At 63.2% G+C, this 23,725-nt stretch carries 24 protein-coding genes; 14 read left to right on the top strand and 10 right to left on the bottom strand.

The window, feature by feature from the left end:
* Positions 1–1,517, bottom strand: a 1,517-nt coding sequence (locus BLP10_RS03535; protein WP_139165426.1) for a DNA translocase FtsK 4TM domain-containing protein, incomplete at its 3' end; no start/stop codon positions are given.
* A gap of 124 nt (positions 1,518–1,641) precedes the next feature.
* Between BLP10_RS03535 and BLP10_RS03540 the strand changes: the two genes are divergently transcribed.
* From BLP10_RS03540 to BLP10_RS03555, 4 genes are read left to right on the top strand one after another with little or no spacing between them, the layout of a single operon-like run.
* A complete protein-coding gene (locus tag BLP10_RS03540; protein WP_139165427.1) occupies positions 1,642–2,031 on the top strand; it encodes a hypothetical protein in 390 nt (129 codons plus the stop codon).
* 43 nt (positions 2,032–2,074) lie between these two features.
* Positions 2,075–3,028, top strand: coding sequence for a DUF1775 domain-containing protein (locus BLP10_RS03545; protein ID WP_342025891.1), 954 nt, complete (start codon positions 2,075–2,077; stop codon positions 3,026–3,028).
* 15 nt (positions 3,029–3,043) lie between these two features.
* Positions 3,044–3,643, top strand: a complete 600-nt coding sequence (locus BLP10_RS03550; RefSeq protein WP_091130189.1) for an SCO family protein — start codon at positions 3,044–3,046, stop codon at positions 3,641–3,643.
* Positions 3,640–3,978, top strand: a complete 339-nt coding sequence (locus BLP10_RS03555) for a DMT family transporter (protein WP_139165428.1) — start codon at positions 3,640–3,642, stop codon at positions 3,976–3,978. Before BLP10_RS03550 ends, BLP10_RS03555 begins: the two co-directional genes overlap by 4 nt.
* Positions 3,979–4,098: 120 nt before the next feature.
* Here BLP10_RS03555 and BLP10_RS03560 read toward each other — a convergent pair whose 3' ends face one another.
* From BLP10_RS03560 to tesB, 3 genes are all read right to left on the bottom strand, one after another.
* A complete protein-coding gene (locus BLP10_RS03560; RefSeq protein WP_091130193.1) occupies positions 4,099–5,466 on the bottom strand; it encodes an ammonium transporter in 1,368 nt (455 codons plus the stop codon).
* A gap of 34 nt (positions 5,467–5,500) precedes the next feature.
* Positions 5,501–5,839 (bottom strand): P-II family nitrogen regulator, encoded by a 339-nt coding sequence (locus BLP10_RS03565; protein WP_091131946.1) that lies wholly within the window; start codon positions 5,837–5,839, stop codon positions 5,501–5,503.
* A 208-nt stretch (positions 5,840–6,047) separates the two neighbouring features.
* Complete coding sequence (tesB, locus tag BLP10_RS03570; RefSeq protein ID WP_091130197.1) at positions 6,048–6,905, bottom strand: acyl-CoA thioesterase II; 858 nt, start codon at positions 6,903–6,905, stop codon at positions 6,048–6,050.
* A 173-nt stretch (positions 6,906–7,078) separates the two neighbouring features.
* Here tesB and BLP10_RS03575 point away from each other — a divergent pair, with 173 nt between their 5' ends.
* Both BLP10_RS03575 and BLP10_RS03580 read left to right on the top strand, forming a co-directional pair.
* Entirely contained in the window at positions 7,079–8,338 is a 1,260-nt protein-coding gene (locus tag BLP10_RS03575) for a ubiquinone biosynthesis hydroxylase (RefSeq protein WP_091130201.1), read from the top strand.
* 141 nt (positions 8,339–8,479) lie between these two features.
* On the top strand, positions 8,480–10,852 hold the full coding sequence (locus BLP10_RS03580; RefSeq protein ID WP_091130204.1) for a calcium-binding protein: 2,373 nt from the start codon (positions 8,480–8,482) through the stop codon (positions 10,850–10,852).
* 81 nt (positions 10,853–10,933) lie between these two features.
* Here the strand turns inward: BLP10_RS03580 and ppa are convergent, their stop codons facing one another.
* Positions 10,934–11,467: an inorganic diphosphatase gene (gene ppa / locus BLP10_RS03585; protein WP_091131949.1), complete on the bottom strand. Its 534-nt coding sequence runs from the start codon at positions 11,465–11,467 to the stop codon at positions 10,934–10,936.
* A 289-nt stretch (positions 11,468–11,756) separates the two neighbouring features.
* Positions 11,757–12,263, bottom strand: a complete 507-nt coding sequence (locus tag BLP10_RS03590; RefSeq protein WP_091130207.1) for a GNAT family N-acetyltransferase — start codon at positions 12,261–12,263, stop codon at positions 11,757–11,759.
* Between the two features lie 258 nt (positions 12,264–12,521).
* On the opposite strand from BLP10_RS03590, the gene BLP10_RS03595 reads away from it, so the two are divergent.
* Positions 12,522–14,702, top strand: coding sequence for a calcium-binding protein (locus BLP10_RS03595; RefSeq protein ID WP_091130210.1), 2,181 nt, complete (start codon positions 12,522–12,524; stop codon positions 14,700–14,702).
* A gap of 95 nt (positions 14,703–14,797) precedes the next feature.
* Here the strand turns inward: BLP10_RS03595 and acnA are convergent, their stop codons facing one another.
* Positions 14,798–17,506: an aconitate hydratase AcnA gene (gene acnA / locus BLP10_RS03600; protein ID WP_091130213.1), complete on the bottom strand. Its 2,709-nt coding sequence runs from the start codon at positions 17,504–17,506 to the stop codon at positions 14,798–14,800.
* Positions 17,507–17,740: 234 nt separating this feature from the next.
* On the opposite strand from acnA, the gene ccmA reads away from it, so the two are divergent.
* Together ccmA and ccmB are read left to right on the top strand one after the other, a co-directional pair.
* Complete coding sequence (gene ccmA, locus BLP10_RS03605; protein ID WP_091130217.1) at positions 17,741–18,373, top strand: heme ABC exporter ATP-binding protein CcmA; 633 nt, start codon at positions 17,741–17,743, stop codon at positions 18,371–18,373.
* Positions 18,370–19,038 (top strand): heme exporter protein CcmB, encoded by a 669-nt coding sequence (gene ccmB / locus BLP10_RS03610; protein ID WP_091130220.1) that lies wholly within the window; start codon positions 18,370–18,372, stop codon positions 19,036–19,038. The genes ccmA and ccmB overlap by 4 nt, the downstream gene beginning before the upstream one ends.
* Positions 19,039–19,045: 7 nt before the next feature.
* Here ccmB and BLP10_RS03615 read toward each other — a convergent pair whose 3' ends face one another.
* The gene (locus tag BLP10_RS03615) at positions 19,046–19,729 is read right to left on the bottom strand and encodes an ArsR/SmtB family transcription factor (protein ID WP_091130224.1); all 684 of its coding nucleotides are present in this window, start codon (positions 19,727–19,729) and stop codon (positions 19,046–19,048) included.
* A 77-nt stretch (positions 19,730–19,806) separates the two neighbouring features.
* On the opposite strand from BLP10_RS03615, the gene BLP10_RS03620 reads away from it, so the two are divergent.
* Positions 19,807–20,136 (top strand): NIPSNAP family protein, encoded by a 330-nt coding sequence (locus BLP10_RS03620; RefSeq protein WP_091130226.1) that lies wholly within the window; start codon positions 19,807–19,809, stop codon positions 20,134–20,136.
* Positions 20,133–20,510: an antibiotic biosynthesis monooxygenase family protein gene (locus tag BLP10_RS03625; protein ID WP_091130229.1), complete on the top strand. Its 378-nt coding sequence runs from the start codon at positions 20,133–20,135 to the stop codon at positions 20,508–20,510. The genes BLP10_RS03620 and BLP10_RS03625 overlap by 4 nt, the downstream gene beginning before the upstream one ends.
* Here BLP10_RS03625 and BLP10_RS03630 read toward each other — a convergent pair.
* The gene (locus BLP10_RS03630) at positions 20,494–21,480 is read right to left on the bottom strand and encodes a M23 family metallopeptidase (RefSeq protein WP_091130232.1); all 987 of its coding nucleotides are present in this window, start codon (positions 21,478–21,480) and stop codon (positions 20,494–20,496) included. The two genes, BLP10_RS03625 and BLP10_RS03630, sit on opposite strands and share 17 nt — an antisense overlap.
* Before the next feature lie 242 nt (positions 21,481–21,722).
* On the opposite strand from BLP10_RS03630, the gene BLP10_RS03635 reads away from it, so the two are divergent.
* The 3 genes from BLP10_RS03635 to BLP10_RS03645 are packed head-to-tail and all read left to right on the top strand — an operon-like array spanning position 21,723 to position 23,186.
* The gene (locus BLP10_RS03635) at positions 21,723–22,463 is read left to right on the top strand and encodes a heme ABC transporter permease (RefSeq protein WP_091130235.1); all 741 of its coding nucleotides are present in this window, start codon (positions 21,723–21,725) and stop codon (positions 22,461–22,463) included.
* Entirely contained in the window at positions 22,463–22,618 is a 156-nt protein-coding gene (gene ccmD, locus BLP10_RS03640; RefSeq protein WP_091130239.1) for a heme exporter protein CcmD, read from the top strand. Before BLP10_RS03635 ends, ccmD begins: the two co-directional genes overlap by 1 nt.
* The gene (locus BLP10_RS03645; protein ID WP_244510384.1) at positions 22,611–23,186 is read left to right on the top strand and encodes a DsbE family thiol:disulfide interchange protein; all 576 of its coding nucleotides are present in this window, start codon (positions 22,611–22,613) and stop codon (positions 23,184–23,186) included. Before ccmD ends, BLP10_RS03645 begins: the two co-directional genes overlap by 8 nt.
* On the opposite strand, the gene BLP10_RS03650 is transcribed toward BLP10_RS03645, so the two are convergent.
* A complete protein-coding gene (locus tag BLP10_RS03650) occupies positions 23,152–23,640 on the bottom strand; it encodes a YaiI/YqxD family protein (protein ID WP_091130246.1) in 489 nt (162 codons plus the stop codon). The genes BLP10_RS03645 and BLP10_RS03650 overlap by 35 nt on opposite strands.
* Positions 23,641–23,725: the final 85 nt, after the last annotated feature.

A 23,725-nucleotide genomic window follows, 5' to 3' on the forward strand; every position in this document is an offset into this window, starting at 1 on the left:
AGGTGGGGCATGCGGGCGAGATCGGCGATGACGGGCTCGCCGCCGATGGTCTTGCCCAGGCACAGGGCGAGCTTCTGCTTGGAGGTCTCGAAGTCCTGGGAGGCGAGCAGCTCGCGCAGGTAGACGGTCTCGCGCTTGTGGTTGGGCAGCTCGATGCCGATGGCATTGCGGCCCTGGACCACGGCGACGCGGGCGGAGACGGCGCTCATGGAGCGGGCGATGTCGTCGGCCAGCGAGATCACCCGCGACGACTTCGTCCCAGGCGCAGGCTCAAGCTCATACAACGTCACCACAGGACCGGGGCTCACCTTGGTGATGGCGCCGCGCACGCCGAAATCCTCCAGCGTGCCTTCGAGCAGGTTGGCGTTCTGCTCCAGCGCTTCCGCCGAGATCAACGGAGCCGAGGATTTTTTGGGCTCGGCCAGCAGGTTCAACTGCGGCAGCTGGTAATTCTCTTCATCAAGCAGGGACGGCTGCGCCTCGCGGGCCATGCGCTTGCCGGGCTTGGGGGCGGCAGGCACAGGTCCGACGCGGGCGGAGACGGGCTCGGGCCGCATGGCGGCGCGGGGCACCGGCTGGGCCATGGGCTCATCGTCATAGGTGTCGTCGTCCTCATAGACCGGCGCGGGCGCTGTCCGCGCAGCGCGGGGTGGGGGCGCATCGAGTACCGGCTCCCGGCGAACGGCGATGCCATCGCGCTTGGTTCTGCGCGGTTGCGGCTCGGCCTCGTATTCCTCATCCTCTTCAGGCGCGTGACGGCGCTCGCTCCAGCGGCGTGCGCTGGCGCGAAGGCTCATGACTCCATGGGCAAGCGCCCCAAGCGACACGATGCCCCAGCCGGGCTCGTCGTGACCTGCATCGTCAGGATCGTCCAAGTCGGCGATCTGGCGGCGCTTGACGGGTCGGGGAGCCTCCTCCTCCGGTTCATCGTAGGCGCGCTCCTCGTGCGGGCTGATGCCGCAGGCGGCGGTGAGGCTTAAAATCGCGATGCCGGCGAAGAGGAAGCCCAGAACGGCGCTGGCCGAACCGCTGGACAGGCCGGTGATGGCCTTTGCGCCGGTGAGAACCGCATCGCCTGCGACGCCGCCCAGGCCCGTCGGCAGGGGCCAGCGATCCGTGGCAGGCATGGCGCTGGCGAGCGCTGTCGCCGCGCCCGCGCCAAGCACCCAAAGGGCGAATCGCAGCTGCAAACGGCCGAGTTCGCCCGATTTCATGAGGCGCCAGCCCCACAGCGCCAGCGGCAGGACAGCGGCGATGGCCCCGAGGCCCAGAAGCTGCATCAGCAGGTCGGCCACGATGGCGCCGGGCCAGCCGAGCGCATTATGGACCGGCAGATCGGTGGCGTTGTTGAGGCTCGGGTCGTCCACCGACCAGGTGGCGAGCGCCACCGCCACCGCACCGGCTGTGGCGACCAGGCACAGGCCCGTCAGCTCCTGCGTCCGGCGGGCGAGGAAAGCCCGCAGACCGCTGAACAGGCCGTCATAGGCGGAAGAAGAGGAACGGCGTGCCGTACGCATCAAACCACTCTGAAAACCAGATAAATGAGACAATCTTGCCCTGAGCTTAGAGGCCGGGGGTTAAGGGCCTATTAACCCTGTCGCTTCTTTGCCGCTGTTGACGGACGGGGTGGAAGGGACCAGTGTGCCGGCTATGACGCGCACGGGCACCACCACGGCTTTCAAACGCGCCGTTCTCACGGTGCTGCTGGCCTATGCGCTCGTGCTGCAGACGGTCCTGGTCTCACTCAGCGGGGCCGCTCATGCGGCCGAAGCAGCCGGACCCCAGGGCATCCTCTGCCTGCAGGACGGCCAACGCCTGCCGGATCATGATCCGGCCAAAGCCCATGACGGGCTCTGCTGCATCCTGAGCTGTTATAGCGCGGGGCCGGCCGGTCCCTTGCCCGAGCAGGTTTCGGCCGATCGTCTCATGCCTGTCGCGATCAAGGCGACGGTGCGGGCCGTCTCTGCGGACATACGCCCCTTCTCCAACGTTCTTCCTGTCGGATCGCGCGCGCCGCCGCGCCTCGGCTGATTGTGCCTTCATCGATCACCCGAACTCCCACAGGATCCTTCCCATGTTGTCGTCACCTACCCGCGGTGCGCTCGTCGCAGCCGCTCTCATTGCCGTATCTACCCCCGCTTTCGCCCATGTGAGCTTCGAAGCGGCGCAGGCCGCTCCCAATTCAAGCTACAAGGCGATCCTGCGCATCCCGCATGGCTGCGACGGCACGCCGACCCTCAAAGTGCGTGTGCGCATTCCCGAAGGCGTCGTTGCCGTCAAACCCATGCCGAAGCCGGGCTGGAAGCTGGAGACGGCAAAAGGCGCCTATGTGCGCGCCTATCAGGTTCAGGGCGAAGCGGTGTCCGAGGGCGTGACCGACATCGTCTGGACAGGCTCGCTCGACGATGCCCATTACGACGAGTTCGTGTTCCAGGCTCGCTTCACCGATGCGTTTCAGCCGGGAGCGACGGTTTATTTCCCCGTCGTGCAGGAATGCGAGAAGGGCACTCAGGAATGGACGCAGGTGCCTGCCGCCGGCGAGGATCCGCACAAGCTGGCCTCGCCTGCACCGGGCGTAAAGATCGCGGCAGCCGCCCATGCTGCGCCCGCTGCGCAGAAGGCTGGCGCGCTCACCATCGAGCAGCCCTGGTCGCGGGCGACGCCTGGCGGCGCGAAAGTCGGCGGCGGTTATCTGCGCATCACCAACACCGGCAAGGAATCCGACCGCCTGATCGGCGGCTCGTTCCCGAATGCTTCGCGGGTCGAGGTGCATGAGATGACCATGGAAAACGACATCATGCGCATGAAGCAGGTCGCAGGCGGCCTCGAGATCAAGCCGGGCGCGACCCTCGAGTTGAAGCCCGGCGGCTATCACCTCATGTTCATGGATCTGACGGCACCGCTCGCCGAAGGCCAAGTCATGAAAGGCACGCTCGTGTTCGAGAAGGCCGGAACGGTGGCTGTGGAATACACCGTTCGCGGCATGGGGGGCGCTGCTCCCGCCGCCGGCCACCATCAGCACCACTAAGGAGGCACGCGAACGATGACTTTCAAACGCTCCCTCATCATCCCGCTCGCGGTGTTTCTCGCGGGTCTGGGTATCCTGCTCACCACGGCGTTCTTCATCCTGCAGCCGCAGCAGCAGCAAAGCGCCGGACGCGTGCCCATCGGCGGGCCTTTCCGGCTGACGTCGCATGAGGGCAAGCCGTTCACGGATGCGGATCTGAAGGGCAAGCCCTTCGCCGTGTTCTTCGGCTTCACCCATTGTCCGGAAGTTTGTCCGACGACGCTCTACGATCTCACGCAGGATCTCGCGTCGCTGGGATCGGACGCCGATAAGCTGCGGATCGCCTTCATCACCGTCGATCCCGCGCAGGACACGCCGGAGTTGATGAAAACCTATCTCTCTTCCTTCGACCCGCGCATCGTGGGGCTGACTGGAACGGACGAGGAAATCGCGGCGGTCGCGAAGGAGTACAAGATCTATTATCGCAAGGTGCCGACCGATGGCGGTTACACCATGGATCACTCGGCCACGATTTTCCTGATGGACAGCAAGGGCGATTTCTACGGCACGTCGAACTTCCAGGAAACGGCGGAGATCCGGCGCGGGAAGTTGAAGCAGCTGATCAAGAACGGATGAGGCGCGTGAGCTATCTCTATCTCGGTGTTGCCATCGTGGCGGAGGTCGTCGCGACCTCCGCTCTGAAGGCCTCTGAAGGCTTTTCGCGTCTGGGTCCAAGCCTCATCGTCCTGTTCGGCTACGGGCTTGCCTTCTTCTTTCTATCGCTGACGCTGCGGGCCATTCCGGTGGGAATTGCCTACGCCATCTGGTCTGGTATCGGCATCGTGCTGATCTCTGCCGTCGGGTGGATCTGGTTCAAGCAGGCGCTCGACATGCCTGCAATCATCGGCATGGGTTTGATCATTGCCGGCGTGGTCGTGGTCAACATGTTCTCGAAGTCCGTGAGCCACTGAAACCGGCTGATTCCATGAACCGGAAAAGCCCCGGCCATGTGGGCCGGGGCTTTTCTTTTGAGCCTCTGGAAGGCTTCGTTGCCGCATCGTGCGAGTGTGCTCGCGCGATGCGGATGATGCTCAGTAGTTGTAGGCGCGCTCGCCGTGATCGGCGAGGTCAAGACCCTCGCGTTCGGCATCCTGCGTGACACGCAGGCCGACGATCAGGTCGACGATCTTGTAGAGCACGAAGGAGCCGATGCCGGTCCAGAGCAGGGTCACGACAGTCGCGATGATCTGCGTCCAGACCTGACCGCCGATGCTGTATTCGCCCGCGCCGGTGCCGCCGAGGAGCGGAGCGGCCACGATGCCGGTGCCGATGGCGCCGATGATGCCGCCGATGCCGTGGATGCCGAACACGTCGAGCGCGTCGTCATAGCCGAGGGCGTTCTTCAGAGAGGTCACGGCGAAGTAGCAGCCCGCGCCCGCAACGAGGCCGAGCACGATGGAGCCCATTGGGCCCGAAAGACCTGCGGCCGGCGTGATGGCGACCAGACCCGCGACGGCGCCCGATGCGATGCCCAGCAGCGAGGCCTTGCCCTTTTCGAAGGCTTCGACGGTCATCCAGGCAAGACCGGCGGCGGCGGGGGCGAGGATCGTGTTCAGCAGGGCGAGAGCCGCGCCGCCTGTGGCTTCCAGGTTGGAACCTGCGTTGAAGCCGAACCAGCCGACCCACAGAAGGCATGCGCCGACGAAGGTGAGGGTAAGCGAGTGCGGGGCCATCAGGTCGCGGCCATAGCCGATGCGCTTGCCGACCATGAGAGCGCCCACGAGACCGGCGACGCCCGAGTTGATGTGCACTACCGTGCCGCCCGCGAAGTCGAGGGCCCCGAGGCCGAAGAGATAGCCTTCCGAGAACCACACCATGTGCGCGATGGGCAGATACACGAAGGTGAACCACAGGCCCGTAAACAGCATCACCGCCGAGAACTTGATGCGCTCGGCGAAGGCGCCGACGATCAGGGCGGGCGTGATGCACGCGAAGGTGAGCTGGAAGGCGATGAAGCTGAATTCCGGAATGGCGACGCCCTTCGTGAAGGTGTCGGCGGTGGAATCCGTCGTCACGCCTGCGAGAAAGGCCTTCGAGAATCCGCCGATGATGGCGCCGAGCGTACCCTCGCCGCCGGAGGTGAAGGCGAGCGAGTAGCCATAGAACACCCACAGGATCGACACGAGGCTGAACACCGCGAAGACCTGCATGAGCACGGACAGCATGTTCTTCGTGCGTACGAGGCCGCCGTAGAACAGGGCAAGGCCCGGGATCGTCATGAGGATCACGAGGAGCGCGGAAACCAGCATCCAGGCAGTGTCGCCCTTATTGACGGTGGGAGCTGCAGCAGCCGCGTCGGCTGCGGGCGCGGCGGCGTCCTGCGCGAGGGCGGGATCGATGGCAGCAAGGCCGAGCGCCAGCGCACCGAGGGCGGGCAGAATGAGATGACGGAACTTCATCGGATCAAACTCCGGAAAACCATTGAAAAAGGGATTACAGGGCGTCGGTATCGGTCTCGCCCGTGCGGATGCGGACCGCTTTCTCGAGCGATGTGACGAAGATCTTTCCGTCGCCGATCTGACCTGTGCGGGCGGCGGCCGTGATCGCTTCGATCACCTGCGACACGAGGTCGGATGCCACCGCCACCTCGATCTTGATCTTCGGCAGGAAGCTCACGGCATATTCCGCGCCGCGGTAGATCTCCGTATGGCCCTTCTGCCGTCCGTATCCCTTCACCTCGGTCACGGTGAGGCCGTGTACGCCCAAGGCGGTGAGCGCGTCACGCACCTCCTCCAGCTTGAACGGCTTGATGACCGCCATCACGATTTTCATGGGTCTTGCCCCCTTTGAGACGCTGGCCTGCAGGAAGCAGGCCATGGTTTCCATGCGAACCCGCCTCCTTCGGCAGGTGTCGGAAAGGGATATGCAAGGAGCATGCCAAGTCTGTTTAGACAGGCGTCAGCAGGCCTGCCTCTTTCATAGGCAGCCCGGAAATGGCCAGGAAAAACCCTATTTGCTTAATTTCTGTGCAGCTCTCGGTTCAGGACCGATCCCGGATAAGACCTTCCTGCGCCACCGAAGCGACAAGGGTACCGTCCTGCCTGAAGATCAGGCCGCGGGAAAAGCCGCGAGCGCTGCCGGCATTCGGGGTGTCCTGCGCATAGAGCAGCCACTCATCGGCCCGGAAGGGGCGGTGGAACCACATGGCGTGGTCGAGGCTCGCCGCCTGGACGGTGGGGTCGAACACAGTGAGGCCGTGGGGGATTAGCGACGTATCGAGCAGGGTCATGTCGGACGCATAGGCCAGCACGCATTGGTGGATGGCCGGATCGTCCGGCAGGCGGCCGGTGGTCTTGATCCACACATGAAAGCGCGGCTCTCCGGGCTTGCGGGAGATATACCGCTCGATTTCGACGGGGCGGATCTCCAGCGGGCGCTCGCGCTCGTAATAGGTGCGCATGGGCTCGGGCATCTGAAGCAGCAGGCCGCCCTTCACCTCTTCCTCGGAGGGGAGCTCGTCGGGGCTCGGCACCTTCGGCATCTCGGCCTGATGTTCGAAGCCGCCTTCATCCACCTGGAACGAGGCGGACATGGCGAAGATCGCCTGGCCGTGCTGGGTCGCCACCACGCGGCGGGTGGTGAAGCTCTTGCCGTCCCGGATGCGGTCCACCTCGTAGATGATCGGCACCTTGGGATCGCCCGGCAGCATGAAATAGCAATGAAGCGAATGAGGATGGCGCCCATCCACGGTGCGCGTGGCGGCCACCAGTGACTGGCCGATCACCTGCCCGCCGAAGACCCGCTGCCATCCGCTCTTCGGGCTCTGGCCGCGAAACAGGTTCACTTCGAGCTGCTCGAGGTCGAGAATGGAAAGAAGATCCGTGACGGCGCGGGACATGAATCGGTGATCCTCAAGAAGAAACGAGTCATCCATCGGCGAGTGTCGTGCGAAGGTCAAGCTTGACGCTGGTCAATGGATCGCTGACACCCAACCTATAACGATCGACGCGGGATAAGGCGACGCGATGCGTACCCGGATTGCCGCCACCCGTGAGAGGCGAGGAGAAGAACATGGCTGCAGCAGACATGGGACGGTCGCGCATCGTCATTGCAGGCGGAGGCCTGGCCGGACTGTCTCTCTCGCTTGCCCTCAAGCGGGCGCTTGCCGACGGCGTCGATGTGATCATGTGCGACCCCGCGCTCTCCCGCGACCCGCATGGGGACCGGCGCTCCTATGCCATCGCCGCGGCTGCCCGGCGCATGTTCCAGGCGCTCGGCGTCTGGGATGCGGTGTCTGAAAAGGCCCAGCCGATCCTCGACATGGTGATCACGGATTCGAGCCTACAGGACCCGATTCGCCCCACCTATCTCACTTTCGAAGGCGCGGTGGACGGCGAGGCTTTCGCTCATATGGTGACCGCGGGCGACCTGACGGCGCTGCTGCTCGAGGCATGCCGGGAAGCCGGTGTGACCTTGAAGCCCGAGGGCGTGAAGGGCTTTACCTCGCATGCCGCGCATACCGATGTGGAGCTGACGGGCGGCGAAACACTTTCCGCCACTCTTCTTGTCGCGGCCGACGGCGCGCGCTCCCGTTTGCGCGAGCAGGCCGGCATCGGCTGGATCTATTGGCCCTACAACCAATCCGGCATCGTCGCCACGATCTCCCACGAGCGCGACCACGAGGGCAGGGCGGTGGAGCATTTCCTGCCTGCCGGTCCCTTCGCGATCCTGCCGCTCAAGGACGAAACGCGCCCCGATGGATCGGTGCAGCACCGTTCCTCCATCGTCTGGAGCGAGCGCAGCGAGAACGTGCCGGTTCTGCTTGAATCCCACCCGGAGGATCTGCTTGCCGAGCTCGAGAAGCGCTTCGGCCTGCAGCTCGGCAGGATTGCCTTCGAGACCAAGCCCCAGGCCTTTCCGCTGGCGTTCGGCGTGGCGCGCTCCTTCGTGGGCGAGCGCCTCGTTCTTCTGGGCGATGCCGCCCATCTCATTCATCCCATCGCAGGGCAGGGTCTCAATCTCGGCCTACACGACGTGGCGGCCCTGGCCGAGATCATCACCGACGCCATGCGGCTGGGTCAGGATCCGGGCGGCGCCGACGTGCTCATGCAATACGAACGCGCGCGGCGGGCCGACATCACGGCCATGGGCATCGTGACCGACGGCCTGAACCGGCTGTTCTCGAACGACCTGTTGCCTGTGCGCCTGATTCGCGATCTTGGCCTCGGGCTCGTCGACCGGATGCCGGGCTTGAAACGCTTCTTCATCCGCGAGGCGGCAGGCCTCAGACGAGAGGACGTTCCGAGGCTTCTCAAGGGCGAGGCGCTCTGAAGGAAAGCACACGCCTCAGAGGAAGGTCAGAGAAGAACTGCAAAGGCGCGTCGGAAATCAGCTAGATAACGCTCTTTCCCTTTCTTATGAAATAACATATCACAATCAGCCATCATTCCTTTGCTTTCGCGGAAGAAATCCATGGCCGATTACTATTTTGATCCTGATCCTGCTAATAACCCGCCTGCCGATTATGATACAGATGGAGCTCTCAAGCTCACCGCGGGAACGGCGATTATCGGCCTTACGCTTACGAGAGACGCAAATGGCGGGATCCCAGGAGTCGGGATCCGTGCTCTGGGCATCCAAGACATCACCCTCATCTCCGGAGCGACCATCCGCAGCCAGAGCACCGGGATCGAATTTGCGGCGCAAGGCACAAACAGGCTCTTCAACAGCAACGGCTTCATCTGGTCCCTGTCCGGCAGCGCTGTCCGGTTCTCCCAGGGTGGCGAGGGCATTATCTCGAACCAGGGTGCCATCCAGGGTCGGACAGGCATCGAGATGACGGGCACCGGCGGGTTGCAGGTGTTCAATTCGGGCGTGATCACGGCCACAGGGACGGAAACCGAGGATAACGCAATTCGCGGCGGAAAAGGCAGCGACAGAGTCGTCAATACCGGCATCATCCGCTCCGTGAACAGCGATGTCGCGATCGACCTCGACGAAGGCGACGACATCTACGAGGGCGGCGGCGGCAGCGTCATCGGCAAGGTTTTGCTCGGGAAAGGCAACGACACAGCCTATGGTGGCTCCGGTGACGAAACCTTCTCGGGCGGCCAAGGTAATGATTACATCCATGGCGGCGCCGGCATCGACACGGTCGATTACTCGGATGCCACCGGCTCGGTCACCGTCGATCTGCGGCAGAGTGTCGAGCAGAGCATCGGCGGCAACCATGACAGGGACACGCTGATCAGCATCGAGAACGTCATCGGCGGCGATCACAACGATCGGTTGATCGGCAACGATGACGACAATTACCTGCAAGGCGGCAAAGGCGACGATACACTTGAAGGCGGTGCCGGCAACGACACTCTCGACGGCGGAGAGGGCGATAAGGACTGGGTCCGTTACACAGGCACGGCCGCCGTTACGGTCAATCTCGGATTGACCCACGCTCAGGATACGGGCGGCTACGGCAAGGATACCCTCTACGAAATTGAGCATGTCGAAGGCGGCGGCGGTTCCGATACGATCACCGGAAACGACAAAGCCAACGAGCTTATCGGCAATGGTGGCAACGACACTTTCCAGGGCGGCAAGGGCGATGACACCATCGACGGCGGCCAAGGCAACGACATGGCCGTCTTCTCAGGCAAGAGGGAGGAATACGAATTTCCCATCAATGTCGATGGTGACAATGTCGAATTCACCGTCAAGGACCTGGTCGCCGACCGGGATGGAACCGATAAACTGAAGAACGTTCGTTTCCTCAAGTTTCTGGGGGATCCCAATACGAGCGACGATGATGTCATCATTGCCGTACGCAACCAGAATCCGAGCAGCATCACCTTGTCCACGTCCAGCGTGCGGGAGGATGCAACGAGCGAGTCTCATATCGGCTACATCAACGGTTCCGATCCTGATGAGGATTCGCTCACCTACTCCCTGAGCAACGATGCGGGCGGGCGATTCAAGCTGAACGGAACGCAGCTGCTTGTGAACGGCGCGTTCGACTACGAGAGCGCGACCTCACATGAGATTGTCGTCAGAGCCGTAGACAAATGGGGCGGCGAATTCTTCAAGACGATCACCGTCAACGTGACGAATGTCATCGAGTACACGCCGATCGTCCGCACCGGCACGGCTGCGAGCGATCGGCTCACGGGCGAGAGCGGCAACGATTGGTTCTCCGGTCTGGGCGGCAATGACTCGCTTTATGGCAGCAACGGCAACGACTCGCTTTATGGCGGCGACGGAGATGATCTTGTCGTCGGCGGCGATTCCGATGGCGACGAGGCCAACGGGAACGACCTGCTCGATGGCGGTAACGGCAACGACCGGCTTTATGGCTGCGCTGGAAACGACACAGTTTACGGCGGCGAAGGAAACGACGTCGTCGTCGGCGGAAATGGCGATCTCCCGAGCGGCGACGATCTCCTCTATGGCGGCAACGGGGCCGATACCCTGTATGGCGGTGACGGCAGCGACGTCCTTTACGGCGGCAACGGCAACGACATGCTGAACGGGGGCAGCGGCAGGGATACTTTCGTGTTCGACATGCGGCCCAATGCGCGCACGAATATCGACAACATCACAGATTTCAGCCCCGCCGATGACACGATCCACCTGGCCCGCTCCGCCTTCAACAAGATCTCGAAGGGGACCCTCGCGAAAAAGGCCTTCGTGGTTGGCAACAAGGTCAAGGACAGGGACGACCGCATCATCTACGACAAGAAGTCGGGCGCGCTGTTCTACGATCCAGATGGGACCGGCAAGGCCAAGGCTGTCCAGTTCGCAATGATCCAGAAGAACCTTGCCCTCACGCACAAGGACTTTTTCATCTTCTGATCCTGCCCAAACAAAAGCCCGGCTCGCAGGAGCCGGGCTTTCAAGCTCGAATGGCCGGAGGGGATCCGGCCAGTGCGGTTCTTAAGCCGGCTTCTTCGCCCGCTCGATGGCTTCCCGGATCAGGCGATGTGCCTCGGCCGCGTCGCCCCAGCGGATGATCTTGGCCCATTTGCCGGGCTCGAGATCCTTGTAATGCTCGAAGAAGTGCTCGATCTGCTTGAGGGTGATCTCGGGCAGGTCGGTATAGGTCTTCACCCGGTCGTAGCGCTGGGTGAGCTTGCTCGACGGCACGGCGATGATCTTCTCGTCCTGGCCGCCGTCGTCCTCCATCACGAGCACGCCGACGGGGCGCACGTTCATGACGGCGCCGGGCGCGATGGCGCGGGTGTTGGCGATGAGCACGTCGCAGGGGTCACCGTCGCCGGACAGGGTGTGCGGAATGAATCCGTAGTTTCCGGGATACCGCATGGCGGTATAGAGGAAGCGGTCGACGAAGAGAGCACCCGACTCCTTGTCCATCTCGTACTTGATGGGCTCGCCGCCGAGCGGCACTTCGATGACGACGTTCACATCCTCAGGCGGGTTCTTTCCAATCGGGATCGCGTCAAGGCGCATAGAGGTGTTCTCCGGAACAAGGCTCGAGGCATCGACCTCGGTGAGAAAGGCTTGTTTCACCGATCAATGCAGCAAAATGAAGCCCTCAGGGATCAGGCCGGGTTTTCCGGATCTGCCCATGAGGCTTTCCGCGCTTCACTAGCCGGAGTGAGCGCGCGCAACAAGAACCAAAAACGGGTTTGGAGCCTCGGACCCAAAAGTGGAACCCACTTTTGGGATTAATCCGATGCTCCCTTTCAAAAGGCGCATCGTTTGGCGTGGAAAACCGGGACCACTTTTCCACCCGATGCTAGCGAAAGAGATAGGCGACTTTGGCAAGGGGCATGCCCCCGATCCGCTCCTCGACCCGGGCGATGCTGCGGCCGCCGAGGCCCTGGTAGAAGGCGCAGGCACGCTCGTTCTCGGCCAGCGCCCACACCGCCACGCGCGCCATACCCTCATGGCGCAGGTCGTTGAGAACCGCCTTGAACAGGCGCCGCCCGAGCCCGATCCCCTGATATTCCGGCAGCAGATAGATCTCGTCGATCTCCCCATCGGCCGGCAGGGAGCGGTCCCGGCAGCGGCCGTAGGAGGCATAGCCCGCAATGCCCTGGCCGATATCCAGCACCACGAGGGGGCGTCCGCGAGTCACCGTGGAGCGCCACCAGCGCTCCCCGCGCCGAGCGAACATCTTCTCCAGTGTCACCCCGGGAATGATGCCGGTGTAAGCCTCTCGCCATGCCGCATCGAACACCTTCGAGAGAGCCGGGGCATCATCGGGCTTCGCGTGGCGGATACTGACGAGAAGGTCGCTCATGGCTGTAAGGCAATGTCTTGAAAAACAACGAAAAGATCTTCGCTGAAACAGGGTTAACGGGGCGTTAACGGATCCCTGAGAATGCCCAGCGAAGCCCCGCCTGTTTACGCCAAAGTGGGTACCGGGCGCACAGGCAAAACGCCGCAAGGAACCCCGGTGCGGGATGCTATGTCGCACAGTCAATTGATTTTAACGATATTAAGTATCAAAAGCCATTCATAGATCGTGTCATGCCTGTTCATTTGAGGGGATCATTTCATGTCGGCCAATCTTTGGGGTCAAAAATTTCAAATCAACACGACTGCGGGGGGCGCCCAGTATTTCCCGAAGATCGCAGCGTTGCCGAACGGTAGTTTCGTCGCCGTATGGACCGATACGAGCCAAACAGGCGCTGACCAGAGCGAAACCGCTGTACGCGGCCAGATCCTCAACGCCGATGGAACGAAGAAGGGCGGCGAGTTCCTCATCAACGAGATCACCATTCGCAACCAGAGCAATCCTTCCATCGCTGTCCTAAATGATGGGCGTTTCGTCGTCGTGTGGACCGATTCCAGTGGGCACGACGGCGAAATGGGTAACGGTGTCTGGGGACGGGTCTACAAGATGGACGGGTCCGAGGCGGGCAATAGCTTCCATATCAATACGCCTCGCATCGGCAGCCAGATGGATGCCACTGTCTCCGCCACAGCCAATGGCGGCTTCGTCGTCACGTACACGGATGATCCGGGGCAATCGTCGCCAGCGGCGGGGGATGGATCCGGCCAGGGAATTCTGGCGCAGGCCTATGATGCCAATGTGCAGAAGTTCGGGCCCGAAACCTATGTCAACGGGACGAAGACCCGCGACCAGGCCTCCAACACTGTCATCGGTCTCAAGGATGGCCGCTATGTCGTGTTCTATACGGATCAGAGCATGAGCGCGGACGATCCGTCCATGAGCACGATCCGAGGCCGCATCATGACGGCGGATGGCCAGCCTGCACCGGGCACGTCGGAATTCGTGGTGCCGAGTTCGCGCGGCACGAAGATGGACCCATCCGCGGTTGCGCTGGCCGATGGTCGCTTTGTCGTCGTCTGGCGCCACCTTGAGCCGGGAACGGGAGACGGCTCGGGATCCTCCATCAAGGCGCAGATTTATAACGCCAACGGCACGATGCATGGCGGTGAGTTCGTCGTGAACACGACAACTCACAACGATCAGTCGAACCCGGTGGTCACGGCAACGAAAGACGGCGGCTTCGCTGTAGGTTTCGCGGATATTCCGGATCCCGCAAAGTTCGAGCGTGTTTTCCGCGTTGTCACTTTCAAGGCAGACGGCACGCGGTCGGGCTCCGATACGGTCGCTGCAATCGACAACGGTAATACAGCGAGCTCCATCGTTGCTTTGGCCGATGGGCGGATCGTTCTCACATGGGACGGGAAGATCGGGTCCGCCAATGATACTCAAGAGATCTGGGGACAGATCCTGGATCCGCGCAGCCAAGCAATCGTGCTGAACGGCAGCGAGGCCGACGATCAATATGTCGGCACCACAGGACACGATGTGCTCAGAGGCGCCGGCGGCAATGATCGCCTCTCCGGACAGGGTGGCGACGATGTCCTCGACGGCGGCATCGGCAACGACGTTATGGATGGTGGCGCCGGCAACGACACTTACTACGTGGACAGCGCGGGCGATGTCATCGTCGATTCATCGGGCGTCGATACGGTCGTGACGTCTTACAGCCGCGGCCTGGAGAGTTTCATCGAAAACCTGACGGCGTCCGGATCCGGCGCGTTGGCGCTCACCGGCAACGGCCTCGACAACGTGATCACCGGCAATGATGCTGCGAACGAGATCAACGGCGGCGCTGGCGCCGATACAATGCAGGGCGGAGGCGGCGACGACATCTACCATGTCGACAGCACGGGCGACCGGATCGTGGAAGCCTTCAACGGCGGCATCGATCAGGTTTACACCACCGTGAGCCACGCCCTTTCGGCCGAAGTAGAGCACTTGACCGCTCTGGGCGCAGCCTCTCTCAACCTGACCGGAAACGCGCTTGCCAATGTGATCGAGGGGAATGCGGGCGCCAACAAAATTTATGGCGGCCTCGGCAACGATCAGCTCCGAGGTGGAGGAGGCAAGGACATTTTCGTGTTCGACACCAAGCCGGACGCCAGGACGAACAAGGACAACATCCTCGACTGGAACCATCGCGACGACACGATTCAGTTGGAGAACCAGATCTTCAAAGCCCTCAAGAAGACCGGCAAGCTCAAGAAGGACTTCTTCGTGCTCGGTGCGAAGGCGAAGGACGGCAACGACTACGTCGGCTACAACAAGAAGACCGGCGATCTCTGGTACGACGCCAACGGCAGCAAGGGAGGCGGACAGGTGGTGTTCGCCAATATCGGCAAGAACAAGAAGATCGCCCACGACGATTTCTTCGTGATCTGAATCAAAAAGCCCGGGCGATGGAATGATCGCCCGGGCTCTCTTGTTCCGTTTCGGCCGCTCCTTGTCCGAAGAGCGGGCGTTTTCATTTGTTTGCCTTAAGCAGCGAGCTGGCGCAGCACGTAGTGCAGGATGCCGCCGTTGCGGAAGTACTCGACTTCCTCGAGCGTATCGATGCGGCAAAGCAGGGGTACGCGCTTCACCGAGCCGTCGGCGGAGGTGATTTCCATGTCCATGACCTGGCGCGGCTTCAGCTCGCCAGCCAGGCCCTTGATGGTGATCGTCTCATCGCCCTTCAGGCCAAGCGACGCCCAGGAGGTATCGCCCTGGAACACGAAGGGAGCCACGCCCATGCCGACGAGGTTCGAGCGATGGATGCGCTCGAAGCTCTCGGCGATCACGGCGCGGACGCCGAGCAGGTTGGTGCCCTTCGCCGCCCAGTCGCGCGACGAGCCGGTGCCGTATTCCTTGCCTGCGAGGATGACGAGCGGAACGCCCTCGTCCTTGTAGCGCATGGCAGCGTCGTAGATGAACATCCGCTCGCCCGACGGGTGATGGATGGTGTAGCCGCCTTCGACCACGTGGCCGCTCTCGTCCTTCACCATCTGGTTCTTGATGCGGATGTTGGCGAACGTGCCGCGCATCATGACTTCGTGGTTGCCGCGACGGGTGCCGTACTGGTTGAAGTCGGCGACGCGCACCTGATGCGACTGCAGGTATTCACCGGCTGGAGACGCGGCGCGGATGTTGCCCGCGGGCGAGATATGGTCGGTGGTGATCGAGTCCTGGAAGAGACCCAGGATCCGCGCGTTCAGGATATCCTGAACCGGCTTCGGCTCCTTGGTCATGCCTTCGAAGTAGGGCGGGTTCTGCACATAGGTGGAGCCCATGTCCCACTCGTAGGTGAGGCCCGGCTCGAAGGTGACCTTCTTCCAGTTCTCGTCGCCTGCGAACACGTCGGAGTAGCGGGTCTTGAATAGTTCGCTCGTGATCGTGCGGTCGATGAAATCCTGCACCTCGGTCGAGGACGGCCAGATGTCCTTCAGGTACACCGGCTTGCCGTCCTGGTCCGTGCCGAGCGGATCCTTCGCGAGGTCCACCAGCATGGAGCCGGCGAGCGCGTAGGCCACCACCAGCGGAGGCGAGGCGAGGTAGTTCGCGCGCACGTCCGGGTTCACGCGGCCCTCGAAGTTGCGGTTGCCCGAGAGCACCGACACGGCCACGAGGTCGTTGTCGTTGATCGCCTTCGAGATGTTCTCCGGCAGCGGGCCGGAATTGCCGATGCAGGTGGTGCAGCCGAAGCCGACGAGGTTGAAGCCCAGCGCATCCAGATCCCCCTGGAGACCAGCCTTCTTGAAGTATTCCTCGACGATCTGCGATCCGGGCGCCAGCGAGGTCTTCACCCACGGCTTGGACTTCAGGCCCTTGGCGACGGCGTTGCGGGCGAGAAGGCCCGCGCCGATCATCACGCTCGGGTTCGAGGTGTTGGTGCAGGAGGTGATCGCCGCGATCACCACGTCGCCGTGGCCGAGATCGTAGTTGGCGCCGTCCACCTTCACGCGCTTGCCGATCTCCTCAGCCTTGCGGAACTCCTTCTCCATAGCACCGAGGAACTCGGTCTTGGAGGTGTCGAGGGTCACGCGGTCCTGCGGACGCTTGGGGCCCGCGAGCGAGGGCACCACGTCGCCGAGGTCGAGCTCGAGGGTGTCCGTGAACACCGGGTCGGCCATGTCGGGGGTGAGCCACATGCCCTGGGCCTTGGCATAAGCCTCGACGAGGGCCACGCGCTCATCCGTGCGGCTGGTGGTTTTGAGGTAGTCGACGGTCTTCTGGTCGACAGGGAAGAAGCCGCAGGTGGCACCGTATTCCGGAGCCATGTTGCCGATGGTCGCGCGATCGGCCACGGACATATCCGTGAGGCCGGGGCCGTAGAACTCCACGAACTTGCCGACCACGCCCTTCTTGCGCAGCATCTGGGTGACGGTGAGCACCAGGTCGGTGGCGGTCACGCCTTCCTTCAGCTTGCCGGTGAGCTTGAAGCCGATGACTTCCGGAATGAGCATGGAAACCGGCTGGCCGAGCATGGCAGCCTCGGCCTCGATGCCGCCCACGCCCCAGCCGAGAACGGCAAGGCCGTTGACCATGGTGGTGTGCGAATCGGTGCCGACCAGGGTGTCCGGATAGGCCACTTCCTCACCCGTGGCGGAATCCTTGCGGGTCCACACGGTCTGGGAGAGGAATTCCAGGTTCACCTGGTGGCAGATGCCGGTGCCGGGAGGAACGACCGAGAAATTCTCGAACGCGGTCTGGCCCCACTTGAGGAAGCGGTAGCGCTCGCCGTTGCGCTGGTATTCCAGCTCCACGTTGCGGTCGAAGGCGCGGGGCGTGCCGAACTCGTCCACGATCACCGAGTGGTCGATCACGAGATCGACGGGCACGAGCGGGTTGATCTTGCGCGGGTCGCCGCCGAGGTTCTTCATGGCGTCGCGCATGGCGGCGAGGTCCACCACGGCGGGAACGCCGGTGAAGTCCTGCATCAGCACGCGGGCGGGGCGATAGGCGATTTCCTTCTCGTCCTTGCCCTTGTTGTTCAGCCATTCGGCCACGGCCTGGATGTCGGCCTTGGTGACCGTGCGGCCATCCTCGTAGCGGAGCAGGTTCTCAAGCAGCACCTTCATGGAGAAGGGCAGCTTGGAGGCGCCGGTCAGGCCGTTCTTCTCGGCCTCCTTGAGCGAGTAATAGGTGTAGGTCTTGTCGCCGACCTGGAGGGTCTGGCGGGCATTGAAGCTATTGCTGTTGAGCGTCACGGCGAATCCTCGCGTGCATTTGGGTTACGAACGAACACTTTGTTCGGCCGAAAGCGCGAAAAGCGCGCGCCGCTCCGGGGGCGCCCGGACAGGGGAGAAGCGCGCGAGGCGGATTGGACGCCTTGGCGCGCGGCGCAGCCAGGGGTGCTATAGATCATTTCGAACCGTCCGGCTACACGGTTTAGAACCATTCTGGGGTGCAAAGAGGGCAGGGGTCGAAGTTTGGGGCAGGGTTTGCGTCTGAGCGTTAACAATTTGGCCTGCGAGCGGGGCGGCCGCCGGATCTTCGAAGGTGTGTCGTTCACCCTGCTGCCCGGAGAAGCCCTCGTCATCACCGGGCGCAACGGGGCCGGCAAATCGACCCTGCTGGAGCTGCTGGCCGGTCGGCTCCACCCAGCCGGGGGCAAGGTGCTCTGGGAGGGGGCTGGAGAGCGCAGCCTGCCCGAATGCCTCCATTATGTGGGCCACCGGGATGCCCTCAAAAGCGCCCTGACCGCCCAGGAGAATCTGGATTTCGCCCAGGATTTTCTCGGAAACCCGGCCTTGTCCGCCCGCGAGGCCCTGGAGGCGGTGGGCCTTGTCCACGCGGCCCGTCTGCCGGTGGGCTATCTCTCGGCCGGCCAGCGCCACCGCGTGGCGCTCGCCCGCCTGCTCGTGGCGTATCGTCCCTTGTGGCTTCTCGACGAGCCGACCTCGGCGCTCGATGTCGCTTCGCAGGAAACCTTGCGCGAACTCCTGGAAGATCATCGTGCCAAGGGGGGCATGATTGCCGCCACCACGCACGCGCCCCTGTTTCTGTCCGAGCCGAAGGAAATCAGGATCGAGCGTAGTGCTGCCCCTTCCGCTGCTGCGGGAGAGTGGCAATGATCCGTTCCTTCCGCGCGCTCCTGATCCGCGACCTGAAGCTCGCCGCCCGCGTGGGCGGCTCCGGCGTCATGGGCCTCATCTTCTTCCTGATGATCGTGACGCTGATTCCCTTCGCGCTCGGCCCCGATCTCAACCTCCTGTCGCGAATCGGCCCGGCGATTCTCTGGATCGCGGCCCTGCTCGCGACCCTCATCGGCCTCGACCGGCTGTTCCAGGCGGATCAGGAGGACGGCTCCCTCGAGCTGCTGCGGCTGTCGCCTGCGCCCCTCGAATTGATCGTGCTCGCCAAAGTGATCGCCTACTGGCTCACCACCGGCCTGCCGCTTGCCGTCGCCACACCCCTCTTCGGCCTGCTCGTGGCGCTCTCGCCGGAAGGTATGCTCGCCATGGTGGCGACCCTGCTGGTGGGCACGCCCGCGCTCACCTTCATCGGCGCGGTGGGGGCGGCGCTCACCGCATCGCTTCGGCGCGGCGGCCTGATCCTGGCGATCCTGGTGCTGCCCTTCATGATTCCGACGCTGATCTTCGGGGTCTCGGCGGCGAACGCAGCCGTGGGAGGCACGGTACCCTTCGCCACCCCGTTCCTGATCCTCATCGCGCTGTCGCTGGTTGCGGCTGTGGTCGGCACGGTAGGCGCGGCTGCGGCCTTGCGGTCGGGAGAGTAAAGCCGACTCAGCGGGCTTCGGCGCCGAACGTCGCGTCGAAGCCGTCTGCGCCTTCGCAGGTGAAAGTCAGCACACGCCCTGCCTCACGCCGGACCCATTGCTTTTCGATCATCCGGGACAGCACCGCGGCACCGAGGGAGCCGCCGAGATGGTTGCGCCTCTCGCTCCAGTCGAGGCAGGCGCGGCATACCGGGCGGCGCCCTTTCTCCAGGGCTGCCACGTCGATCCCAAATGCGGTGAAGAAAGCGTGCCCCTTGTCGGTCAGGGCCAAATCCTGCCCGTCTTCGAGAAGACCTTGGCGCTGCGCTCCTCTGAGCAGGGCCACACCCCGCTCGCCGGCGAGGTGGTCATAACAGGTGCGGGCCGATCTCAGCGCCATATCCTTCGGGCCGGTCCGCACGCGGGTCGCCCCCGTGCGCTGGGCAAGGCCCATCAGCGCCTCCAGAACCTCCGCCACATCGGGGCCGGAGAGGCGATAATACCGGTGCCGCCCTTGTTTCTCCGCGCTCAGCAGATTGGCCGCTTCGAGCTTGGACAGGTGTCCGCTTGTCGTCTGGAGCGTAACGCCCGCCGCCTCCGCAAGCTCGCTCACCGTCAATGCCCGCCCATCCATGAGGGCGGTGAGAATATTGGCGCGCGCTGGATCGCCCAGAAGCGCGGCAACGGATGCGATGATGGGGCCTTCTTTCATACTTCGATCATAGCCGAAGCATCGGCGACGATCCATCGGCTAAGACCGAACTGTCTCTGCCAACAGGATACCCATCGATGATCACCTGCTTCATTCGCTACGAAATCGACCCCTTCAAAGTATCCGCCTTCGAGGAATATGCCCGCAGCTGGGGGCAGGCCATTCCCCGCTGCGGTGCCGATCTCATCGGCTATTACGCGCCGCACGAAGGCTCCAGCACCATTGCCTACGGCGTCTACAACATCAAAGACCTAGCGGCGTACGAGGCCTATCGCGAGCGCCTGCGCAATGATCCGATGGGGCGCGCCAATTACGAATTCGCCAAGCGTGAGCAGTTCATCCGCCGGGAGGACCGGATCTTCCTGCGTTTGGCCTCAACGCCTCACACGGAGCTCTTGAAACCATGATCGCGGTGATCTTCGAAGTCTGGCCCGATGGCGATAGCGGGAAGCGGGATTATCTCGACCTTGCCGCAGCGCTGCGCTCCGAACTCCTCACGACGGATGGCTTCATCTCCATCGAGCGCTTCCAGAGCCTCAGCGAGCCAGACAAGCTTTTGTCGCTGTCGTTCTGGCGTGACGAGGATGCGGTGCGGGCCTGGCGCAACCTGCCGTCCCACCGCGCCACGCAGAGCCGGGGCCGCGCCGGCACCTTCAGGGATTATCGCCTGCGCGTTGCGGGCGTGCTGCGAGACTACGGATTGAACGAGCGCGAAGAGGCGCCGCCGGACAGTCGCACGGCGCATGAGGGATGTCCTTTGTCCGTCAGGGGCGAAGGTTGATCCCGAAAGCCTGCTCGATGTCTGGCTTGCCGTCCCGCTCCACGCGATAGATCGCGCGGTAGAGGCCCGGTTTGAACCCGCCCGACGGCTGCTTGATGCCGGCGAACATCATCCACTGCGCCTTGGTGCGGTCGAGGGGCGGGGCTTTGTTCTGAGCCACCGGCTTTCCATCTGCGTCGAAGAGCGTGAGCGTCTGCACGTCGCCGCCTTTGAGGGCGATCGTGCGCACATAGGCGACGAGGGCAGGGGAGCGCGTCGTTGGGACATCCTGCTCGACCGATCCCGATTCAATCGCCTCCATGCTCACCGGGCCGGGGGCGAAACCTTTGTTGAGCACGGTGCCCGTCTGATAGGCGAGCGAGGGCTGCAGGGAGGCGTCCCAGAGGGACTTTCCACCACCGCAGGACTTATCCGGCGCACCATAGGCGAAGGGATCGACAGGCTTGCCGTCCTTGAGGACGGTGAAATGAAGGTGGGGAAATTCGGTCAAACCCGAGAGGCCGACCTGCCCGATCTTCTCGCCGGCCTTCACTTCCCGGCCGGACCGCACCGTGAGGCTGCCCTTCGCCATATGGCAATAGGCCGTGCGCCATCCGTTGCCGTGGTCGATGACCACCGCATTGCCGCAGCCGATCTTTGAGATCTTCTCCACATCCTCCTTTCGAACGAAAGCGTCGGGCACACCCTCGCGGGTGCTCGCCACTTTTCCGTCCGCTGCCGCCACCACATCGACGCCGGCCTGTTGCGCAGGCATGTTCAGGAGCCTGAAATCGGTGCCGTCATGCTTGTCGTCGCCCAGGGAGCCGCATTGGTAATCACGGACCTCCGTGGAGGGATCGTGATCCAGGTATTTCTGAATGAAGCAGGTGCGCCCGATCTCGCAGGCGACCGGCAGGCGAAGGGAGATCTCCTGCGCCTGGGCTCCCCCGCAAAGGCTGAAGACGATGAGGCTAAAGGCCGGAAGGCGCATGGCTTGCTCCGCAACAAAGATGCAAAGACCATAACCTGTCCCATGGCGATTGAAAGGCGGGGCCGTGCCGTCATTCCCGGTTCTGCGAAACGCTGGGGATGACAAGGGCTTCGTTACGGACAATACCGGAGTGCCGGAGAACGTTTTTACCCGTTAAAGAACGCCGATTCTGGCGAAAACGTTATTCTGCGTGAGAAGCGCTCCTCGTTGCAGGCGCGCGCAAGGGCCGCTACATCGTGCGTATGATCCGTGAGCTTGCCAATCCCACCCGCTTCATGAGCCTCAGCGGCGCCCTTCTGCCTTGGGTGACGGGGCTGGCCGTGCTTTTGCTTGCCGTGGGTCTTTATCTGGTCTGGTTCGTCGCGCCCGCCGATTACCAGCAGGGCGAGACCGTGAAGATCATGTACATCCACGTGCCGGCGGCCTGGCTGTCCCTGTTCTTCTACATGATCATGGCAAGCTCGGCCTTGGGCACGCTCGTATGGCGCCATCCCTTGGCGGATGTATCGCAGAAGGCGGCAGCCCCCATCGGCGCGGCCTTCACCCTGATCTGCCTCGTGACCGGCTCGCTCTGGGGTAAGCCCATGTGGGGCACCTATTGGCAATGGGATGCGCGGCTCACCTCCATGCTGGTCATGCTGCTCATTTACCTCGGCATCCTGGCGCTCTGGCGCGCCATCGAGGAGCCGAACCGCGCCGCCCGCGCTGTGTCGATCCTCACCCTCGTCGGCGCGGTGAACGTGCCCATCGTGAAGTTCTCCGTCGACTGGTGGAACACCCTGCACCAGCCGGCTTCCGTGTTCCGCCTCGATGGTCCGACGATCCATACCTCCATGCTCGTGCCGCTGCTGATCATGGCCGTTGCCTTCACGCTGATCGGCGTGGCGCTGCACCTGTCCGGCATCCGCACGGAAATCCTGCGCCGCCGCGTGCGCACGCTGAACATCCTTGAGGCCGAGCGCCTCGATGCACAGGCTGCCTGATGACGCATACGTTCTTCATTGCATTCTCCTACATTCTCACCGCGCTCGTGATCCTGGGACTCACCTTGCGCGCCGTGATCGATCATCGCGCCCAGGTGCGCGCTCTGGCCGATCTCGAATCCCGTGGAATCGGCCGGAGGTCGCGTCGTGGCTGAGGCAACCGCGCCGCGCTCGCGGCTGATCTTCATCCTGCCAGGCGTCGTCTTCCTCGTTCTGGCGGTGCTGTTCTTCGTGCAGCTCACCTCGGGCCGCAATCCGGCGGATCTGCCCTCCGCGCTTCTCAACAAGCCCGTGCCCACCTTCAGCCTCGCGCCCCTCGAAGGGCTTTTGGCCGATGGCAAGCCCGTGCCGGGCTTCTCCAACGAGGATCTGAAGGGCCGCGTCACCATCGTGAACGTCTGGGCTTCCTGGTGTGGCCCCTGCCGCGTGGAGCATCCGCTGCTCGTGGATCTCGCTAAGGACCCGTCGATCCGGCTTGTCGGCATCAACCAGAAGGACAACCCGGACAACGCCCGCCGCTTTCTCGGCGCGCTCGGCAATCCGTATGCCGCCGTGGGCGTCGATCCGAATGGCCGCGCCTCCATCGACTGGGGCGTCTACGGCGTGCCGGAAACTTTTATCGTTGGCCCGGACGGCATGATCCGGCACAAGCATATCGGCCCGCTGACGCCGGAAAATCTTGAGGGTTTTAAGGAGAAACTGCGCCAAATCCCGCACGCTTGAGGCGGTTGATTGCCACGTCGAGCGCGGAGAGAAAGGCCGACCTGTCCTTCTGGGAAAACGGCTTCGGTCCGCCGGTCACGTCGCCCATGGCGCGCAGGTCTTCCATAAGGTTTCTTGTGGCGAGGGCCATGCCGATGGAGGCTTCCGTAAAGGGCTTGCCCGTAGGGCCGATCACGTCCGCGCCGGCTGTCACGCAGCGATGGGCCAGCGGAATATCTGCGGTGATGACGATGGCGCCGCGGCGTGCCCGCTCCGCGATCCAGTCGTCTGCAGCGTCGAAGCCGGAACTCACCACCACGCGCTCGATCAATGGGCTCTGCGGCACATTGAGAAACGCGTTCGCCACCACGAAAACCTTCACCCTGTGGCGCTCGGCGACCTTGTAGACCTCGCTCTTCACCGGGCAGGCATCCGCATCCACATAGATCGCGATGGCTTGAGAGGTCTCGGTCATGAGCCATTTATTCCTTCAGGGCGGGCATGCTTTGGCCAGAATGGGAGAACAAAGCTGCCTGTTCGGCACTTGTCATCAATAACCG

Origin of the sequence: Microvirga guangxiensis, from assembly GCF_900102135.1 — a bacterium.
In the GTDB taxonomy this organism is placed as follows: Bacteria; Pseudomonadota; Alphaproteobacteria; order Rhizobiales; family Beijerinckiaceae; genus Microvirga; species Microvirga guangxiensis.

Coding starts and splice junctions, on each gene's coding strand:
- BLP10_RS03545 (WP_342025891.1), top strand. CDS start 2,075: ATGTTGTCGTCACCTACCCGCGGTGCGCTCGTCGCAGCCGCTCTCATT.
- BLP10_RS03550 (WP_091130189.1), top strand. CDS start 3,044: ATGACTTTCAAACGCTCCCTCATCATCCCGCTCGCGGTGTTTCTCGCG.
- BLP10_RS03555 (WP_139165428.1), top strand. CDS start 3,640: ATGAGGCGCGTGAGCTATCTCTATCTCGGTGTTGCCATCGTGGCGGAG.
- BLP10_RS03560 (WP_091130193.1), bottom strand. CDS start 5,466: ATGAAGTTCCGTCATCTCATTCTGCCCGCCCTCGGTGCGCTGGCGCTC.
- BLP10_RS03565 (WP_091131946.1), bottom strand. CDS start 5,839: ATGAAAATCGTGATGGCGGTCATCAAGCCGTTCAAGCTGGAGGAGGTG.
- tesB (WP_091130197.1), bottom strand. CDS start 6,905: ATGTCCCGCGCCGTCACGGATCTTCTTTCCATTCTCGACCTCGAGCAG.
- BLP10_RS03575 (WP_091130201.1), top strand. CDS start 7,079: ATGGCTGCAGCAGACATGGGACGGTCGCGCATCGTCATTGCAGGCGGA.
- BLP10_RS03580 (WP_091130204.1), top strand. CDS start 8,480: ATGGCCGATTACTATTTTGATCCTGATCCTGCTAATAACCCGCCTGCC.
- ppa (WP_091131949.1), bottom strand. CDS start 11,467: ATGCGCCTTGACGCGATCCCGATTGGAAAGAACCCGCCTGAGGATGTG.
- BLP10_RS03590 (WP_091130207.1), bottom strand. CDS start 12,263: ATGAGCGACCTTCTCGTCAGTATCCGCCACGCGAAGCCCGATGATGCC.
- BLP10_RS03595 (WP_091130210.1), top strand. CDS start 12,522: ATGTCGGCCAATCTTTGGGGTCAAAAATTTCAAATCAACACGACTGCG.
- ccmB (WP_091130220.1), top strand. CDS start 18,370: ATGATCCGTTCCTTCCGCGCGCTCCTGATCCGCGACCTGAAGCTCGCC.
- BLP10_RS03615 (WP_091130224.1), bottom strand. CDS start 19,729: ATGAAAGAAGGCCCCATCATCGCATCCGTTGCCGCGCTTCTGGGCGAT.
- BLP10_RS03620 (WP_091130226.1), top strand. CDS start 19,807: ATGATCACCTGCTTCATTCGCTACGAAATCGACCCCTTCAAAGTATCC.
- BLP10_RS03625 (WP_091130229.1), top strand. CDS start 20,133: ATGATCGCGGTGATCTTCGAAGTCTGGCCCGATGGCGATAGCGGGAAG.
- BLP10_RS03630 (WP_091130232.1), bottom strand. CDS start 21,480: ATGCGCCTTCCGGCCTTTAGCCTCATCGTCTTCAGCCTTTGCGGGGGA.
- BLP10_RS03635 (WP_091130235.1), top strand. CDS start 21,723: ATGATCCGTGAGCTTGCCAATCCCACCCGCTTCATGAGCCTCAGCGGC.
- ccmD (WP_091130239.1), top strand. CDS start 22,463: ATGACGCATACGTTCTTCATTGCATTCTCCTACATTCTCACCGCGCTC.
- BLP10_RS03650 (WP_091130246.1), bottom strand. CDS start 23,640: ATGACCGAGACCTCTCAAGCCATCGCGATCTATGTGGATGCGGATGCC.